This window comes from Tolypothrix sp. PCC 7712, assembly GCF_025860405.1.
In the GTDB taxonomy this organism is placed as follows: Bacteria; Cyanobacteriota; Cyanobacteriia; order Cyanobacteriales; family Nostocaceae; genus Aulosira; species Aulosira diplosiphon.
Map to the genome: position 1 here is coordinate 4,072,921 of NZ_CP063785.1, position 17,250 is coordinate 4,090,170.

The 17,250-nt window shown below is 42.9% G+C and carries 15 protein-coding genes; 9 read left to right on the forward strand and 6 right to left on the reverse strand.

Going from position 1 to position 17,250, the window contains the following annotated elements; genetic code table 11:
• Window positions 1-18: 18 nt before the first annotated feature.
• Complete coding sequence (locus HGR01_RS16975; protein ID WP_045869817.1) at window positions 19-444, forward strand: nucleoside deaminase; 426 nt, start codon at window positions 19-21, stop codon at window positions 442-444.
• Between the two features lie 297 nt (window positions 445-741).
• Here HGR01_RS16975 and HGR01_RS16980 read toward each other — a convergent pair whose 3' ends face one another.
• Together HGR01_RS16980 and HGR01_RS16985 are read right to left on the reverse strand one after the other, a co-directional pair.
• On the reverse strand, window positions 742-1,404 hold the full coding sequence (locus HGR01_RS16980; protein WP_045869816.1) for a response regulator: 663 nt from the start codon (window positions 1,402-1,404) through the stop codon (window positions 742-744).
• Entirely contained in the window at window positions 1,401-2,633 is a 1,233-nt protein-coding gene (locus HGR01_RS16985; protein WP_045869815.1) for a sensor histidine kinase, read from the reverse strand. Before HGR01_RS16985 ends, HGR01_RS16980 begins: the two co-directional genes overlap by 4 nt.
• A 350-nt stretch (window positions 2,634-2,983) precedes the next feature.
• Between HGR01_RS16985 and HGR01_RS16990 the strand changes: the two genes are divergently transcribed.
• The 4 genes from HGR01_RS16990 (at window position 2,984) to HGR01_RS17005 (ending at window position 5,366) form a co-directional block, all read left to right on the forward strand.
• Window positions 2,984-3,538, forward strand: coding sequence for a Spy/CpxP family protein refolding chaperone (locus tag HGR01_RS16990; protein ID WP_045869814.1), 555 nt, complete (start codon window positions 2,984-2,986; stop codon window positions 3,536-3,538).
• Between the two features lie 170 nt (window positions 3,539-3,708).
• A complete protein-coding gene (locus HGR01_RS16995; RefSeq protein WP_045869813.1) occupies window positions 3,709-4,236 on the forward strand; it encodes a Coq4 family protein in 528 nt (175 codons plus the stop codon).
• Between the two features lie 272 nt (window positions 4,237-4,508).
• On the forward strand, window positions 4,509-4,763 hold the full coding sequence (gene sipA, locus HGR01_RS17000; protein ID WP_045869812.1) for a regulatory protein SipA: 255 nt from the start codon (window positions 4,509-4,511) through the stop codon (window positions 4,761-4,763).
• Window positions 4,764-4,808: 45 nt separating this feature from the next.
• A complete protein-coding gene (locus HGR01_RS17005) occupies window positions 4,809-5,366 on the forward strand; it encodes a peroxiredoxin (protein ID WP_045869811.1) in 558 nt (185 codons plus the stop codon).
• A gap of 105 nt (window positions 5,367-5,471) precedes the next feature.
• On the opposite strand, the gene HGR01_RS17010 is transcribed toward HGR01_RS17005, so the two are convergent.
• Both HGR01_RS17010 and tnpA read right to left on the reverse strand, forming a co-directional pair.
• On the reverse strand, window positions 5,472-5,738 hold the full coding sequence (locus HGR01_RS17010) for a hypothetical protein (protein ID WP_194007813.1): 267 nt from the start codon (window positions 5,736-5,738) through the stop codon (window positions 5,472-5,474).
• A 250-nt stretch (window positions 5,739-5,988) separates the two neighbouring features.
• Window positions 5,989-6,387 carry an IS200/IS605 family transposase gene (tnpA, locus tag HGR01_RS17015; RefSeq protein WP_045870113.1) on the reverse strand — a complete coding sequence of 133 codons (399 nt, stop codon included), beginning with the start codon at window positions 6,385-6,387 and terminating at the stop codon, window positions 5,989-5,991.
• 37 nt (window positions 6,388-6,424) lie between these two features.
• On the opposite strand from tnpA, the gene HGR01_RS17020 reads away from it, so the two are divergent.
• Complete coding sequence (locus tag HGR01_RS17020; RefSeq protein ID WP_045869810.1) at window positions 6,425-7,606, forward strand: RNA-guided endonuclease InsQ/TnpB family protein; 1,182 nt, start codon at window positions 6,425-6,427, stop codon at window positions 7,604-7,606.
• A gap of 90 nt (window positions 7,607-7,696) precedes the next feature.
• Here HGR01_RS17020 and HGR01_RS17025 read toward each other — a convergent pair whose 3' ends face one another.
• On the reverse strand, window positions 7,697-9,214 hold the full coding sequence (locus tag HGR01_RS17025; protein WP_045869809.1) for a thioredoxin-like domain-containing protein: 1,518 nt from the start codon (window positions 9,212-9,214) through the stop codon (window positions 7,697-7,699).
• A gap of 155 nt (window positions 9,215-9,369) precedes the next feature.
• On the opposite strand from HGR01_RS17025, the gene glsA reads away from it, so the two are divergent.
• Complete coding sequence (gene glsA / locus HGR01_RS17030; protein WP_045869808.1) at window positions 9,370-10,284, forward strand: glutaminase A; 915 nt, start codon at window positions 9,370-9,372, stop codon at window positions 10,282-10,284.
• A gap of 10 nt (window positions 10,285-10,294) precedes the next feature.
• On the opposite strand, the gene HGR01_RS17035 is transcribed toward glsA, so the two are convergent.
• Window positions 10,295-11,902 (reverse strand): hypothetical protein, encoded by a 1,608-nt coding sequence (locus HGR01_RS17035; RefSeq protein WP_052335154.1) that lies wholly within the window; start codon window positions 11,900-11,902, stop codon window positions 10,295-10,297.
• Between the two features lie 686 nt (window positions 11,903-12,588).
• On the opposite strand from HGR01_RS17035, the gene psaA reads away from it, so the two are divergent.
• Together psaA and psaB are read left to right on the forward strand one after the other, a co-directional pair.
• Entirely contained in the window at window positions 12,589-14,847 is a 2,259-nt protein-coding gene (gene psaA, locus HGR01_RS17040; protein WP_045869806.1) for a photosystem I core protein PsaA, read from the forward strand.
• A gap of 125 nt (window positions 14,848-14,972) precedes the next feature.
• On the forward strand, window positions 14,973-17,198 hold the full coding sequence (psaB, locus tag HGR01_RS17045; RefSeq protein WP_045869805.1) for a photosystem I core protein PsaB: 2,226 nt from the start codon (window positions 14,973-14,975) through the stop codon (window positions 17,196-17,198).
• Window positions 17,199-17,250 lie beyond the last annotated feature (52 nt).

Sequence of the window (17,250 nt, forward strand, 5' to 3'; positions counted from 1 at the left end):
TTCAACTCCTTCAGGAATATGGATCATGAATATTTTATGCGCCTAGCGATCGCAGCAGCAAAAAAAGGTGATACACCTTATGGTGCAGTGATTGTGAAAGATAACGAAGTTGTTGCCGTAGGTCATAATACTGTAAGACGCGATAACGATCCATCTGCTCATGCAGAAATCAATGTTATTCGTAGTTTAACAGCTAAAATTCAAAATCCTTCTTTGGCAGGTTATAGCATATATACAACTGGAGAACCTTGTCCGATGTGTGCAACGGCTTGTGTGTGGACGGGTATCTCTGAGATTATCTATGGTGCTTCTATTCAAGATTTAATTTCTATCAATCAATCACAAATTGAGATTTCTTGTGAAGAGGTGATTGCTAAATCATTTAGAAATATCAATGTGATTAAAGGGGTTTTAAAAACAGAATGCTTGGCATTATTTAATTAAACGCCAAGCTATCTATTTTATCTCAACTAAGAATTACGGAAGTTTAACTAGTTCTAATTCTTTGGGGCCAGTAGGACGATATAAAGTTACTGTCTTGTCCATATTTGGATATTGAATAAAATAAATAAAACCGTTTTAAAAACAGAACGCGACACATGGGTAGGGGCACGGCACCTGTAATATATTTGATATACCTAAAGATTGTAGATGCCGTGCCCATACAAAGAATTTATCTGTCGCAAACATTATTTGAATTTGTATAAACTTTAGTTTATTAGTAATAATTTTAATTGATACTTAATCGCCGTCATTTAAATATGCTAAAAATGTATTAGCAAAAATGGCCGCTTGAGTGCGATCGCGTAAATTGAGACGATTCAACATATTGGTCACATGGTTTTTAACTGTCCCCTCAGAAATGTAGAGTTGTTGGGCTATTTCTCGATTACTAGCACCTTGAGCAATTAGACGTAAAACTTCTTTTTCTCTAGGAGTCAGTTCTGCTAAACTAGGCGGAATTTCTGGTGGTGGGGTTGGTTCTAAGGTCGGAAACTGCGTTAATAATTTTTTGACTATCCCTGGCCCTAATTGAGTGTAGCCTCTGTGAACAGCACGAATGGCAAAAGCTAATTCTTCTGAAGGTGTATCTTTGAGTAAATAACCCATTGCCCCATTCTGGAGTGCAGCTTTGACATATTCATCATCATCAAAAGTTGTTAATACTAAAACTTTAATACCGCTAAATTGCTGTTGAATTTCTCTTGTAGCTGCAACTCCATCCATGATCGGCATTCTAATATCCATCAATACTACATTCGGTTGCAATTCAGCAATTAAATTCAGTGCTATAGCTCCATTTTCTGCTTCTCCCACAATTTCTAAATCTGTTTCTAGTTCTAATAAAGCTCTTAATCCTTGTCGAATTAAATTTTGGTCATCTACTAGTAATACTTTAATCATCTATTCAGCCTCATTAGAGGAACATCAACTATAATTTTACAACCCTCCCCAGGTGTACTGTTAATATTAAATACACCACCAATTGCTAAAGTGCGATCGCGCATACTTTGCAAGCCAAACCCAGTAGTATTTTGCCTAAAGTCAAAGCCGTGACCGTTATCCTGAACAGTTAAATGTAACCCCCTAGGAGTTTTATCTATTTCTATCCTCACTTCTGTGGCTTTGGCATACTTAGAAATATTAGTTAATGATTCTTGAATGATGCGGTAGATAGCAATTTTAATTTCGCTGGGTAAAGGATGATCTAAGTTAATCATGCAAATTGGTGAAAAACCATTTCCATGATGAAAATCTTCTAATAATTGATTAATTGCTTGTTCTAAAGATTGTTCTTGCAAGGGATGAGAACGCATCGTAGAAATAGACTGTCTCACATCTTGTAAGGCTTTAGAACCTAATTCTTTCGCTCTCTTCAAAAAATCATGAGCTTTATTGGGATTAGATTGTGAAAGCTTTAAAGCTGTTTCTAATTGCAGATTTAATGCTGTTAAGGAATGTCCCAAAGAATCATGAATTTCCCGCGCAATGCGATTACGTTCTTCTAAAGTTGCTTGATTCTCAATGCGGAGAGCATATTGACGCAATTTTTCGTTAGCAACAGCTAATTCTTCGCGGCTTTGGCGTTCGGATAATACTGTATTCATTAACATTAAGACAAAAATCAAACTTAAGCCAAATAATAAAGATAAACTCAGAGTAAAAAATTGAAAGCGCTCTTGAAATTGCGGTGGTGGCGGAAAATTCTGCCACTTACGCTGTAGTGTTAGCCAGAATAAAAGAAATGATATGAATGTAACTATTAAACGCCCTGGTAACTGAAAAATTAAGCAACTACGAGTTACTAAAATCATATAGATAAAAGGGAAAAGCCGAGAAATTCTTCCTCCTACAAAACCAGTAGTAAAAATCAAAAAAACTTCAATAGCTGTAAAAATTATTTTACTTATTTGGTTGCCAGTGGGTAATCTCAACCCCATCAAACCAAAAATAATTAAACAGCCAGTAGCAACTATTAAATTCTCGGGACTGGGTTCGTGAAACCTCGCAGCAAAACGTGGCGGTGGTGGAGAAGGCATAATCGCAGTTAGCATAGCAATTGCTAACAGTATCCACTCTAAATAAAGTAGAAATCGAAACGGATGATTGTGAATCTTTATTGGAGGTTTCATAACAGTAAAAGTTAATTAAATGAATTAATAAAATTAGTTGCTGAAATTTTTATTGGATAATACTTCTATATAGCAAGAGCTTGATTCCTCAAATTCTTACAGCATGGTTCTTATTTACGTACATCCACCGAGGGAATTACAAGCCTTTTAAATAGAAATACAAAAATAAACTGCTAAATCAGCAGTTTTTTCACCTTAATTTAATTTACCTGAAATGACTAGTATGATTGCTCATGAATGAATAATGACTAAAGTCATGGGTGTATCCATGACTTTTTCCTCATGTGTTGACTGAAGACGAGTTCGTAAGATGGTGACATCAGAAAAGGAAAAAACACACGAGGTCAATCATGAAAGTTAAAACATTATCTTTGGTAGCTGGTGCGATCGCTTTAACTTTAACCGCAACTCCCTTTGCCGCTCAAGCACAACGAGGTTTTTCTGGACATAAGCAAGTAGTTGCACAAAACACCAATGGACAACGTGGAGAACGCCCAAATAAAGGGCCTTGGCAACAATTAGGGTTGACCGATGCACAAAAAACCCAAATTCAACAAATTCGCCGCGATAGCCGCACCCAAATTGAAGGAATTCTCACCCAAGAACAAAAAGACCAGTTAAAAGCGCAATTTGAGCAACGTCAAGCGCAAAGAGGTCAGCGTCGCGCCCAAGGTGCACAGCGTCCCCAAGGTCAACAGCCTGGTGAGTTTGGGAAGAAAGGTTTTGAGTCTCTGAATTTAACAGAAGCCCAAAAAACCCAAATCAAGCAAATTATGCAGGCTTCACAACAAAAAATTCAAGCAGTTTTGACTCCCGAACAACGCACAAAATTACAGCAAATGCGTGAGAATGCACGTGCACGCTGGCAACAACGTAATTCTAACCAAGGCACACAACAACCATAAATAAAATCATAAAATAAAGGCTGACTACCACTTTCTACCGCATTAGTTAATAAGTGTTAATTCCTAAGATTATCTTGGTTGTTTGTTTGTTCTAAACCATTGTTAAAAACTAAATTCCCAACTTCTTTGCTAAAGTTGGGAATTTGCATATCACAATCTACAAATAGAAGATGATGCAACCTGTTACTGCTTCCGCAAATGCCATTCCTCGGCTGCAACAACTCTTAGATTTACTTGACCGTAAAGCTGAAGCCAAAGGGCTAGCAGTGCCGCAAATAGTATACATCGAGAAATTGCGATCGCTTCCTCAAGGCACTTTTGGCAGAGCTTGGGCAGATTTATTGGAGCAGAATAACTTAAAACCCTTCACTACAGGCCCTCGTCGCAAACAACTCCACGATGGTATTCATGCGATTACAGGCTATGGTACAGACTTGATTGGGGAAGCAGAAGTACAGGCTTTTCTCTTAGGAACCAAGTTTAGCCCCATTAATTTTATGTTGGGGTTGGGACTATTACGCGCCATCCACAAACGCCAAAATCAGCGACAAAATTTTAGTTGGGACAAACTGTGGCAAGCATACCAACGCGGTTACAATTCCCACTTAGACCCCGATACTTGGCAACCAGAATTACTTTGGCATCTACCTGTCACTGAGGTGCAAGCGTTATTTGGTATAAGTGAGCGGTGCAATTAAAGATAGCTGGTAAAGGCTGTCATTAGTCATTGGTCATTGGTCATTTGTAAGAATTTTAAGCCTATTTACGTTTTTTAACATAGTTGGGTTTATTTCCACCGCTTTACTTAGTCCAGAATCAATAATCCGAATTCATCAACTTTTTGTCTCTTGAGTACAAACGCGATTAATCGCGTCTCTCCGACTCTTGACTTTCACCCTGTTGCCTTGACCCCTAGCTTTTGCTGGGGGTTTTGAGTTATGAGTTATTCAAAACTCTTTGTTGGATCAAAATGTCTAAAGAATTCATTATTGGTAGTAAAGTACGTGTTGTAGCACTACCGCCCTACGTCAAAACAGCCGAACCCATGCCCATGCTTCGCCCCCCAAATGTGATTCAACTGGGAGAAGAAGGTATAGTGATGGATCATCGTCCTGGTGGATATTGGGGTATTCGCTTTGCTAAAGGGGCTTTTCTCCTCGATAGCCAATACATAGAAAGTACAGATGTCCCAGCCGAATCTCAGCCGGAATCAGAAGAACAGTGAATAAGAACTGTAAACTTATGTTAAGTTATCATTCTTATCTGTACCATGATTTCTCGTCGCAATTTTTTAAGCATATTATTTGCCAGCTTTGTTGCTGTCATTAGCTGGCTGAACTTTACACCAACTGCTGATGCGCTAGGTGGAAAACTACCCGCCATTAATCAACCTGCACCGGACTTTACCTTGCCTACTAACACAGGCAACGGTAACATTTCTCTTTCGGACTTGCGTGGTAAATGGGTAGTTCTTTATTTTTATCCCAAAGACTTTACCTCTGGCTGCACCATAGAGGCGCGGCGTTTTCAGCAAGACTTACCCAAATATTTAGCCCAGAATACTCAAATTATTGGTGTCAGCGCTGATGATGTAGATTCTCATGCGGAATTTTGTGATTCAGAAGGTTTAAAATTCCCCCTGTTAGCAGATACAACTGGCGCAGTTAGTAAAGCTTATGGTTCTTGGATTGGTTACGTTTCTATGCGTCATAGTTTTATCATCGATCCAGATGGGATTCTGCGTGAGACTTTCGTTAAAGTCAATCCCAATATTCACAGCACAGAAGTATTAGCGAGACTGGAACAGTTACAGTCAAAAGCTTCTTAGGATAGACAAGGGATGAGGGGGATGAGGAGAAATAATACCATTTTGAAAAAACAACGCGACAGATGAGTAGGGGCACGGCACCAGAAGTAGCGACTGTCTTAAAAGTCAAGCGATCGTTAACAAAAAAGCGCGACAGGGAAGATTGACGCAACTGCGGAACGCTACCCTAGACTCAGAGGTGCCTGGTACGGGCAAAAAGACTTGTGGTGCTTGGTCAAGATGGACGCAGCCAGCACCAGGCACTCCGCTTCGCCGCTGAATCTTCCCCAGTTGCTGGATTTCAGTAGTAGGCAAAAAGGGTATGAAAAATTGATCCCACAGATAGCGATCGCATAAAATCGTCGGCGATCGCCAATTCTCGTGAACTAGCATTGTAAGTAGTTAAACATAATTAATTACACAATGTCATTGCGAATGGAGCGTTCGCGTAGCGTCCCGTTCGCGTAGCGTCTCCGTCAGGAGACGGGAAGCGGAATGAAGCAATCGCAAGGGCTGGGATTGCTTCTCTACGAGACGCGACCACCATGAATCATCCGCTTACCTTTGTGTTGACCGATAATCCATGCAGCGCAAGCCCCTGGCTTTAGACATGGGGTAAGCTGCTAGGCGATTTTAATCGCCGTCAAGTATTTTTCTGGTTTTGAATATACTCCTTAACTGCCTCTAGTGGTGCGCCCCCTACTGTCGATACAAAGTAAGAGTTAGTCCATAAAGTAGGCAGTCTTTGTTTGAGATGCGGAAATTCTAGGCGCAAGTAGCGAGATGTTGCACCCTTGAACCGCTTAACTGCTTTGTGGACACCGAACTGAGGATCAACCTCAATCAGTAGATGAACGTGGTCTTCCACTACTTCCATCTCAATCATCTCAACTTTGATTTCTGCTGCTATTTGTTGGAGTAGTTCTTTTAGCCGAGTATCTACACCGTCTTTTAAGACCTTGCGTCTGTACTTGGGAGTCCAGACTATATGGTACTTGCAAGAATAAACAACATTGTTGTTAGAGTTATATTTTCGCCTCATGTCATCATTATACAGCTTTATGCTATATACTATTTCTATGAGCGAATACACAGTAAGGAAACTCAAGATTGGCAACAATCAACAGATGGGTGAACTGGCTTTAGCTGCTGGCGAATTATACTCTCGCACAGTAGTTAGTTTCTGGCGCACAGTTCGTAATAAGGGATTGTGGCTCAAACCATCTTCTATGATGCGTTGGCACAACTCCGACAGCTTACACGCTCACAGTGCAGATGCGGTTGTCCAGAGTTTTTATGCCAGTCTCAAATCATGGAGATCAAGACGCAAAGCAGACCCAAACGCCCATCCACCAAGAAGACGTAGACGATTTTTCAAAGTTCAATGGAAATCATCAGCCATCAAGGTGAAAAATGGGAAACTGCAATTATCCAACGGCAAGGGGAACGCACCCTTGATTATTGATTGGAATTGGGAAACTCCTAAATTGGTAGAAATGGGATGGGACGGCGAGCAATATGAAATTAGAGCTTGCTATGCTGTCACCCCTGTACAACCAGCTAATTCGGGAACTGTTGCAGGAATCGACTTAGGAGAAATTCATCTTGCCGTTGCCCATGATGGAGCGCAAACCTTCATACTTAATGGTCGTTTGCTGAGATCTAAACGCCAGTACCAAAACAAGCTAAAAGCTAAGTTAGCGTCATTAGTTGATACAAAAAAGCGAGGTTCCAAGAACAGGAAAAGACTAGTCAGATCCAAACAACGTCAGTTAGCTAAAGTCAAAAATCAAATTAAAGATATCCTGCATAAACAAACCAGTAAGCTTGTTTCTACGCTCAAATCTAGAGGCGTACAAACCCTGGCAATAGGTGATGTCAGAGATATTAGAGCGCGAATTGATTTTGGAACTAAGTCTAATCAAAAACTGCATCAATGGTCACACGGCGAAACTCGCACCTTTCTCACCTATAAAGCTCAAAGAATGGGGATGAAAGTTGAGATTCAGTGCGAGAAATATACCAGCCAAACTTGTCCATCATGCGGTCAACGCCACAAACCCAAAAATCGCACCTACAAATGTAAATGCGGCTTTGAGTTCCATCGAGATGGTGTTGGTTCCATCAATATTCGTAGAAAGTATCTGGGATGTTTTGATGTCCCAGTAGTCGGCGTTATGGCTGCGCCCACTGGTTTGAGGTTCCGCCCTCACTCTAAGTGTAGCTCTGTGTGCTTAGGGACGTGCGAGCGTTCGCGTTAGCGTCTCGCAGACAAGCGATGCACAGTGAAAGAATCCCCTTGCTTTAGCAATGGGGAGACAGTCAATTTGTCGAATGTGTGAGAAATCATCCTAAAAATTAGACGGAACGCAAACATCTGGCGCACACAAACCCTGAAACTGCAATGTTGTCACCTCAAAAGAATTTAAATCTACACAACGAATAGCATGATTATTCGTATCAGCAATATATAACTTTGAACCCATCACACTCAATCCTGAAGGCTCAAAAAATCTACTATTTTTACCTTGTCCATCCTGCAAACCTATGACACCATCACCCAAAATTGTTTGACAATTACCTGTGCTAGGACTAACTAATTTAATTTTGTGATTGTAAGTATCTGCTACCCATAAAAAATTCTCTGCATATTCCACTCCTAAGCAATGCTGTAAGCGGACATTTTCACCCTGTCCATCAACATCTCCAAAACCAAATAAATCTCCGCTACCGCACAGAGTTCTAACTACACGCGGTTCTATAATTCCCACACCGCGAATAGAACTAATTTCACTATCAGCAATATATAATTCTTCACCATTGCTAGTAATTCCACTTGGTTGAGCAAAAGCGGATTCATTCAGTGAACCATCAACACAACCTTCTGCACCAGTACCAGCATAAGTTTTAATTACGCCATTTTCCAAATTCATTTCCCAAATTTGATGCGGCCCAGCCATAGCAATAAATAGAGTATTTCCTACCTTCACCAAATCCCAAGGCGAATTTAATTTAGTTGACAAACCAACACCACCATCAGGACGAATATTACGGCTTTGTTCACCAGTTCCCGCTATAGTTTCTACAACTTGGCGCTGTAAATCAACTCGCCGCAAAGCATGGTTTTCTGTATCAGCAACATAGAGAATTTGATGATCTGTATCAAACGCCATTCCTTGCGGTGAAGAAAACTCAGCTTCACTGAAATTACCATCAGTTAAACCAGATTTACCCGTACCAATAATCTGTATAATTTCGCCTTCTAAGCTACTCATTACCAAGCGATGATGACCAGAATCAGCAATAAATAAACCTGCTGATGTCGCTAATACTTTACCAGGAAAAGCTAAAGGTGTAATTAATGGTTGACGCTGCTTTTCTAAATTTAGACTGAGTTCTTGAAAATTTATCGTACCTTTTTCTTGATGTTCGGAAATTAGTTTTTCTAGTGATTCATCTAAAGCATCACAATGTCCTTCACCAGAAACATAGCCAATTACATAACCTTGCGGATCGATAATCATTAAAGTCGGCCAAGCACGCACAGTATATTCTTGCCAAACCCGAAAACCACTATCGACTACAACAGGATGTTCAATGTCATAACGTAAGATGGCTTGGCGAATATTTTCAGTCTCTTTTTCGTTATCAAACTTGGCAGAATGAACGCCAATAACTGTCAGACTATCTTTATATTTTTGTTCTAAATATTTTAATTCTGGTAAAATATGTAGACAATTTATACAACAGTATGTCCAGAAATCTAAAATTACGACTCTGCCCTTGAGTTGCTTAATAGATAATGGTGTATCGGTATTAAACCAAGTACTATTTTGTGGTAATTCTGGCGCTCTTACACGGGGCATCATAAATAATCTAAAATTCCAAATGAAACGACATAGTTATGAATAAGCGTCATACCTATCAACCAATGCAAATTGAATAGGTGATCGCTTCGGCTATTCTTATCTTTTAGAGTTGCCTTTTTACTTTATCGAAAAATCTTGCAAGGGCTGTATCTATTTTGAAAGGACTGACAGCAATCACCACTATAGAGTTATCTGCTTGGGTACAGCAAGCCAAATCCCAAGCCGATCGCGGAAGAGTCGCCGATCGCACTCCCCGATTGAATATGGCTAACCCTGATTGGTTTGCAGTTCACATCTGTTGTGGAACGGGACAAACTTACAGCTTAGGTGATACCCGTTGTGTGTTTCCCTTGATGAGTGTAATCAAAGCCTTTTCTCTACTCTATCTCTTAGAACATTTCGGTGCGGAGAAGGTTTTGCGATGGGTAGGGGTGGAACCCTCAGACGCGCCCTTCAATTCCCTTGATCAATTAATTAGCGATCGCGGTTACCCCCGCAATCCCATGATTAATAGTGGCGCAATTACTCTGGCTGATAAATTACCGGGAGAAAATGCCAGCGATCGCACTCAGCAATTTTGTCTCTGGCTGAACCAATTAGCAAGCTGTGAACTCAAGTTAGATGAACTTATGCTAGCTTCAGTCCGATTAACTCGTTCCCCAGCTAATCAAGCGATCGCTAATCATCTCGCGCAAACCGGACACCTGAAAAACCTTGACATGGCTCTTGACACATACGAGCAAATATGCTGTCTTTCAGGAACTGTAGAAGATTTAGCCAAACTGGGACAACTTTTAGCTTGTGAAAATTCCTTCTTAGCAACAAAAAACCGCAGGATTGTTAACGCTGTCATGTTAACCTGCGGTTTATATGAAGCTTCTGCGGAGTTTGCTGTCAAAATTGGTCTACCAATGAAATCTGGTATTGGTGGGGGGCTGGTAGCAATAGTACCAGGTGAAGGTGCGATCGCTTGTTATAGCCCCGCCTTAGATAAAGTAGGTAATCCCGTAGCGGGGCTAGCATTTATAGAAGTTTTAGCCCAAAACCTCAATTTAAGTATTTTTGGGTAAATCCTAACCGCTATTCCTGAACGCTTTCGCCTTCAGCAGCAGGCGTTGGCGGTGCAGGAGATTCGATAATTTCCGGTAGTGTTGGCGCTAAAGTGGGCAATGTTTCAGGAGTAGGGCGTGGACGACGCTGGAAATATTTACTCAAATCCGTTCTTGTCCGCTGTTTTACCTGAGGCTTGGGTGATTCCGTCGCCGCAGGTGTTGGCGTTACCTGGGGTTGAGGTGATTCTTTTACCGTAGGCGTAGGCGTTACCTGGGGTTGAGGTGCTTCTGTTACCGCAGGCGTAGGCGTTACCTGGGGTTGAGGTGCTTCTGTCGCCGCAGGTGTTGGCGTTACCTGGGGTTGAGGCGATTCTGTCGCCGCAGGTGTTGGCGTTACCTGTGGTAATGTTGGCGACACGCTAGGAGATGGTGTAGCCGTAGGGCGAGAACGGCGTTGGAAATATCCGCCTTTTGGTGTTTCTGGTTGTGGAGTAACTTTTTCAGGTAATTCAGGTGCAGCAGGTGATGGTACAACTGGCAGTGGTTCTGGGCTAGTTTCTGGTGATGGTAGAACTGGTGGTTCTGTTATAGGTGTTTCTGGAATCTCAATTGCTGGAGTTGGCTTAGTTTCGGGCGTGGGTTCAGGGGTAGGTGCAGGTTCAGCAGGTGGTGTCTTCGGAATATAGTTTGGATCGACAATGCTACGCACATCATCAGCTTTGAGTTCGCCGCTAACAATTCGTGAAAGAGTATCTTTACCTTTAGGCTGGTAATTAATCAACCCAACTGTAGTATTAAAGACATTTTTGACAGGATTACCCTGGTTATCAAGAAATTCTAGCTTCACCCAGTTTTTACCAGGTTTGAAACCTTTGAGGTAAACTGCTTGCCAGCGATCAAGAACAAAGCTTTCACCATTAATTGTGCAACGAATCCGCCAATCACTGATTCCGCTGTTGGAGTTGTCTTGCGAAACAAGGTGTAGGGGAGCGTTAGTTAAATAAAAGTCTAATAATATTGGTTCTGCCCCATAGTCACCTTGAGGACTGCTGTAGGTTAGTACAGGTAGTGCTGGATCGGGATTATTATCATCAGTTTTGGCTAAAATATGAAATTTTATCTGGGCGTAAGCACCTTCATTTTTAAAACTTTCATCCCAAGGGCGAGATGCGAATACACGTAAGCTGTGAGTTCCTGGGGCTAAGTCCGAGAAAACTAATGGCTTATTTAAGTCATAAACAGCTATATGTGGTTGGTTATCCAAAATTACATGGAGATGAGGCCCCAATTCCCATTTTGGATTTTTATATATAGGCAGATCCTTAACTTGAAAGCGGACTGTTATCTGATTATCAGACAAGACTTCATCAGCTTGAGGTGTAACAATCGCCACCTGTGGCTGGTAGATCTCCAATGCGGAGCGCAGTTCTTGGATTGTTGCTGGTGGAGAAACTTCCGCAAATTCCTGAAAACTTTTTTGTGGGGTTGCTCGATTACCCACTGCGACATCTTGGCTGACAGCTTTATCACCACAGCTTGCCAAACTCAAGACTAATAAAAATGTCATTAACCATCTCACCACAGCGAACCTCCAACAGAGGAGATTCTCTAACACTGCTTTGTGCCACGAGTTCATGCCTTATTCCACCCAGCGTATATTTTCCAACAACTGACAGATTGTTTTGGCTCACACTGCCCATAGGGAAATATAGCCCAAAAGTAAGGCAGATGAGGGAGCAGAGGTAGTAAGGGGTAGAGAAGTAAGAGAGAAATTCTTCCCATTACCGATTACCAATTACCCGTTATCTTAAAAATTTTTGACTATATGAATAAAAAATACTAATACCTACTTCCTCACACCTAGTTCCTTGTTCCTAAGTTGTGAACTTATACAGTTTGTCACAGCTAAATTATCTTTAGTTTGTGTTTTTTCGTGAACTACCTCAATATGTCATCTTCGTGACAGTTTTTTTTCCCAATAGCAAATTTGTCGACTACAAAAGCAAGCACAACTGCTGAAACTCTTGCTGTGAGTAGGTAAACTATAAGTTTTACGAATTGTTATCGTTTGTAAATAAAATGGATAATCTATTGACTTTTTGTCAATTAGTTTGAACTTCAAAGGCAGAGTAGACAATTATTCCAGTGATTTTGAATTATTGTTAAATTCTCTCCAACAATGTACAACTTAAGACTTTATAATTCAACAGAAACAAACTTCCACATCGGGTCTTAATCGCCCCCCAGAAAATCTGGCGGATGCGATAATGGTTAACTTTGTGGTTTCCTGATTCCTCATTCCTTATCTTGAGAGGAGGTCGAATGACGATTAGTCCTCCGGAGCGAGAGGAAAAAAAGGCAAAAGTACTAGTCGATAACGATCCGGTACCTACCTCTTTTGAGAGATGGGCACAACCTGGACACTTCGACAGAACCTTAGCCAGAGGTCCCAAAACCACCACATGGATTTGGAACCTACACGCCCTCGCCCACGATTTTGATACACATACAAGCGATCTACAAGATATCTCCCGCAAGATATTCGCAGCCCACTTTGGTCACTTAGCTGTAGTGACTATTTGGTTGAGCGGGATGATATTCCACGGTGCTAAGTTCTCTAACTACGAAGCTTGGCTCAGTGACCCACTCAACGTTAAGCCTAGTGCTCAAGTCGTTTGGCCTATTGTCGGGCAAGACATCTTAAATGCCGATCTCGGCGGCGGCTTCTATGGTATCCAAACCACCTCTGGCTGGTTCCATATATGGCGTGGCTGGGGTATTACCAACTCATTCCAGCTCTACTGCACTGCCATTGGCGGTTTAGTATTAGCAGGCTTGTTCCTGTTTGCTGGTTGGTTCCATTACCACAAGCGTGCTCCTAAACTGGAATGGTTCCAGAATGTGGAATCCATGCTGAATCACCACCTGCAAGTATTGCTAGGCTGTGGTTCCTTGGGATGGGCTGGACACTTAATTCACGTGTCTGCACCAACAAACAAGCTATTGGATGCAGGGGTAGCTGTTAAAGATATCCCCTTGCCCCACGAGTTGATCCTGAACAAGAGCGTGCTAATTGACCTCTTCCCAGGTTTTGCAAATGGTATAGCACCTTTCTTCACCTTGAACTGGGGTGCTTATGCTGACTTCCTAACCTTTAAAGGTGGTCTTAACCCAGTCACAGGCGGCTTGTGGATGACTGATATTTCTCATCACCACTTAGCGATCGCTGTACTGTTCATTATTGCTGGTCACCAATACCGCACCAACTGGGGTATCGGTCACAGCATTAAAGAGCTCCTCGAAAACCACAAAGGCCCGTTCACAGGTGAAGGTCATAAAGGTCTTTACGAAAACCTGACCACATCTTGGCACGCTCAGTTGGCAACAAACCTTGCCTTCTATGGCTCCTTGACTATCATCGTCGCGCACCACATGTACGCGATGCCACCCTATCCATATTTGGCAACTGACTACGCTACGCAGTTGTGTATCTTTACTCACCATATGTGGATCGGTGGTTTCCTGATTGTTGGTGGTGCTGCTCACGCTGCGATTTTCATGGTGCGTGATTACGATCCAGTTGTTAACCAAAACAACGTACTGGATCGGGTACTTCGTCACCGAGATGCGATTATCTCTCACTTAAACTGGGTTTGTATCTTCCTTGGCTTCCACAGCTTTGGACTGTACATCCACAACGACACAATGCGTGCCTTGGGCCGTCCCCAAGACATGTTCTCCGATACAGCAATTCAATTGCAGCCAGTATTTGCTCAGTGGATACAAAATATCCATGCCTTAGCTCCAGGTGGAACAGCGCCCAATGCTTTAGAACCTGTTAGCTATGTATTCGGCGGCGGTATTTTGGCTGTAGGCGGTAAAGTAGCAGCTGCTCCCATTGCTTTGGGTACAGCAGACTTCTTAATTCACCACATTCATGCCTTTACCATTCACGTAACCGTTCTCATCCTATTAAAGGGTGTGCTGTATGCTCGTAGTTCTCGTCTGATTCCAGACAAGGCAAACTTGGGCTTCCGCTTCCCTTGCGATGGGCCAGGTCGTGGTGGTACATGTCAAGTATCCGGTTGGGATCATGTATTCCTCGGACTATTCTGGATGTACAACTCCCTATCAATTGTACTTTTCCACTTCAGCTGGAAGATGCAATCTGATGTTTGGGGAACTGTAGACGCAGCAGGTAATGTAACTCACATTACTGGTGGTAACTTTGCCCAAAGTGCCATCACAATCAACGGCTGGTTGCGTGACTTCTTGTGGGCGCAAGCTTCACAGGTAATCAACTCCTACGGAAGTGCGCTGTCTGCTTATGGTCTAATCTTCTTGGGCGCTCACTTTGTATGGGCATTCAGCTTGATGTTCCTGTTCAGTGGTCGTGGTTACTGGCAAGAACTCATTGAATCCATTGTTTGGGCTCATAATAAACTGAAGGTAGCACCAGCAATTCAACCTCGCGCTTTGAGCATCACTCAAGGTCGGGCAGTAGGTGTAGCTCACTACCTCTTAGGAGGAATTGCTACTACCTGGGCATTCTTCCACGCACATATTCTTTCAGTAGGGTAGCAATCAGCTATATGGAGTACTGAGTGCTGAGTACTGAGTGCTGAGAATTCAGAAATCAATACTCAAAACTCAGAACTCCCAAAGCTGAAACATGATGGCTAAAGGTCAGAGGAATTATCAAACCTATGGCAACAAAATTTCCAAAATTTAGCCAGGATCTCGCACAGGACCCGACTACTCGTCGGATATGGTATGCGATCGCAACAGGCAATGACTTTGAAAGCCATGATGGCATGACTGAAGAAAATCTTTACCAAAAGATTTTCGCCACTCACTTCGGTCACTTGGCAATCATCTTCCTGTGGGCTTCCAGCCTCCTGTTCCACGTAGCCTGGCAAGGTAACTTTGAACAGTGGATCACAGATCCCCTTCACATTCGCCCCATCGCCCATGCGATTTGGGATCCCCACTTTGGTAAACCAGCTATTGAAGCTTTTACCCAAGCTGGTGCTAGCAACCCCGTAAACATTTCTTACTCTGGTGTTTACCACTGGTGGTATACCCAAGGTATGAGAACCAATGCTGACCTCTACGCAGGTTCTATCTTCCTGCTGTTGTTCGCATCAGTTCTATTGTTTGCTGGCTGGTTGCACTTGCAACCCAAGTTCCGTCCAAGCCTAGCTTGGTTTAAGAATGCTGAATCTCGCCTTAACCACCACTTAGCAGGTTTGTTTGGCGTTAGCTCTTTGGCTTGGGCTGGTCACTTGATTCACGTTGCTATCCCCGAAGCTCGCGGACAGCACGTAGGTTGGGATAACTTCCTCACAACTCCTCCTCACCCAGCAGGGTTGCAACCCTTCTTTACTGGTAACTGGGGTGTTTACGCTCAAAACCCTGACACAGCTGGTCATGTATTTGGTACATCCCAAGGTGCAGGTACTGCAATTCTCACCTTCTTAGGTGGTTTCCACCCTCAAACAGAAGCTCTGTGGCTGACTGACAACGCTCATCACCACTTGGCAATTGCTGTTCTCTTCATTGTTGCTGGTCATATGTACCGTACCAACTTTGGTATTGGTCACAGCATCAAAGAAATGATGAATGCCAAAACTTTCTTTGGCAAACCAGTTGAAGGGCCATTCAACATGCCTCACCAAGGCATTTATGACACCTACAACAACTCCCTGCACTTCCAATTGGGTTGGCACCTAGCAACATTGGGTGTTCTCACCTCTTGGGTAGCGCAACATATGTACTCCATGCCTTCCTATGCGTTTATCGCTAAGGACTACACCACACAGGCAGCGTTGTACACCCACCACCAATACATAGCCATCTTCTTGATGGTTGGTGCTTTCGCTCACGGCGCTATCTTCTGGGTTCGTGACTATGATCCCGAACAAAACAAAGGTAACGTACTAGAGCGTGTGCTACAGCACAAAGAAGCGATTATCTCCCACCTCAGCTGGGTATCTCTCTTCTTAGGTTTCCACACCTTAGGCTTGTACGTTCACAACGACGTAGTAGTTGCTTTCGGTACACCTGAAAAACAAATCCTGATTGAGCCAGTATTTGCTCAGTTCGTCCAAGCAGCTAATGGTAAGGTACTGTACGGATTGGATGTACTTTTGTCCAACCCCGAAAGTGTTGCTTACACAGCTTATCCTAACTACGCTAACGTCTGGTTACCTGGTTGGTTAGATGCTATCAATGCTGGTACCAACTCTCTGTTCTTAACAATTGGCCCTGGCGACTTCTTGGTACACCATGCGATCGCCTTAGGTCTGCACACCACCACCTTGATTCTCGTTAAGGGTGCTTTGGATGCTCGTGGTTCCAAGCTGATGCCCGATAAAAAGGACTTCGGTTATGCATTCCCTTGCGACGGCCCTGGTCGTGGCGGTACTTGCGACATCTCTGCTTGGGACGCTTTCTATCTAGCTCTGTTCTGGGCATTGAACACAGTAGGTTGGTTAACCTTCTACTGGCACTGGAAACACCTGGGTATTTGGCAAGGTAACGTTGCTCAGTTCAACGAAAACTCCACATACCTCATGGGCTGGTTCCGTGATTACCTCTGGGCTAACTCTGCTCAGTTGATCAACGGTTACAACCCATACGGCGTGAATAACCTGTCTGTTTGGGCTTGGATGTTCCTATTCGGACACCTAGTATGGGCAACAGGCTTCATGTTCCTCATCTCCTGGAGAGGTTACTGGCAAGAGTTGATTGAAACTATTGTTTGGGCACACGAGCGTACTCCTCTAGCTAACCTAGTTCGCTGGAAAGACAAGCCCGTTGCACTCTCCATCGTTCAAGCTCGCTTGGTTGGTCTAACTCACTTCGCTGTGGGCTATGTTCTCACCTACGCAGCGTTCCTAATTGCTTCTACTGCTGGTAAGTTCGGTTGATCTGGCTACTAGTTTTGTAGGTAATTAATAAAAAATCCCCTGCCGCAAGGTA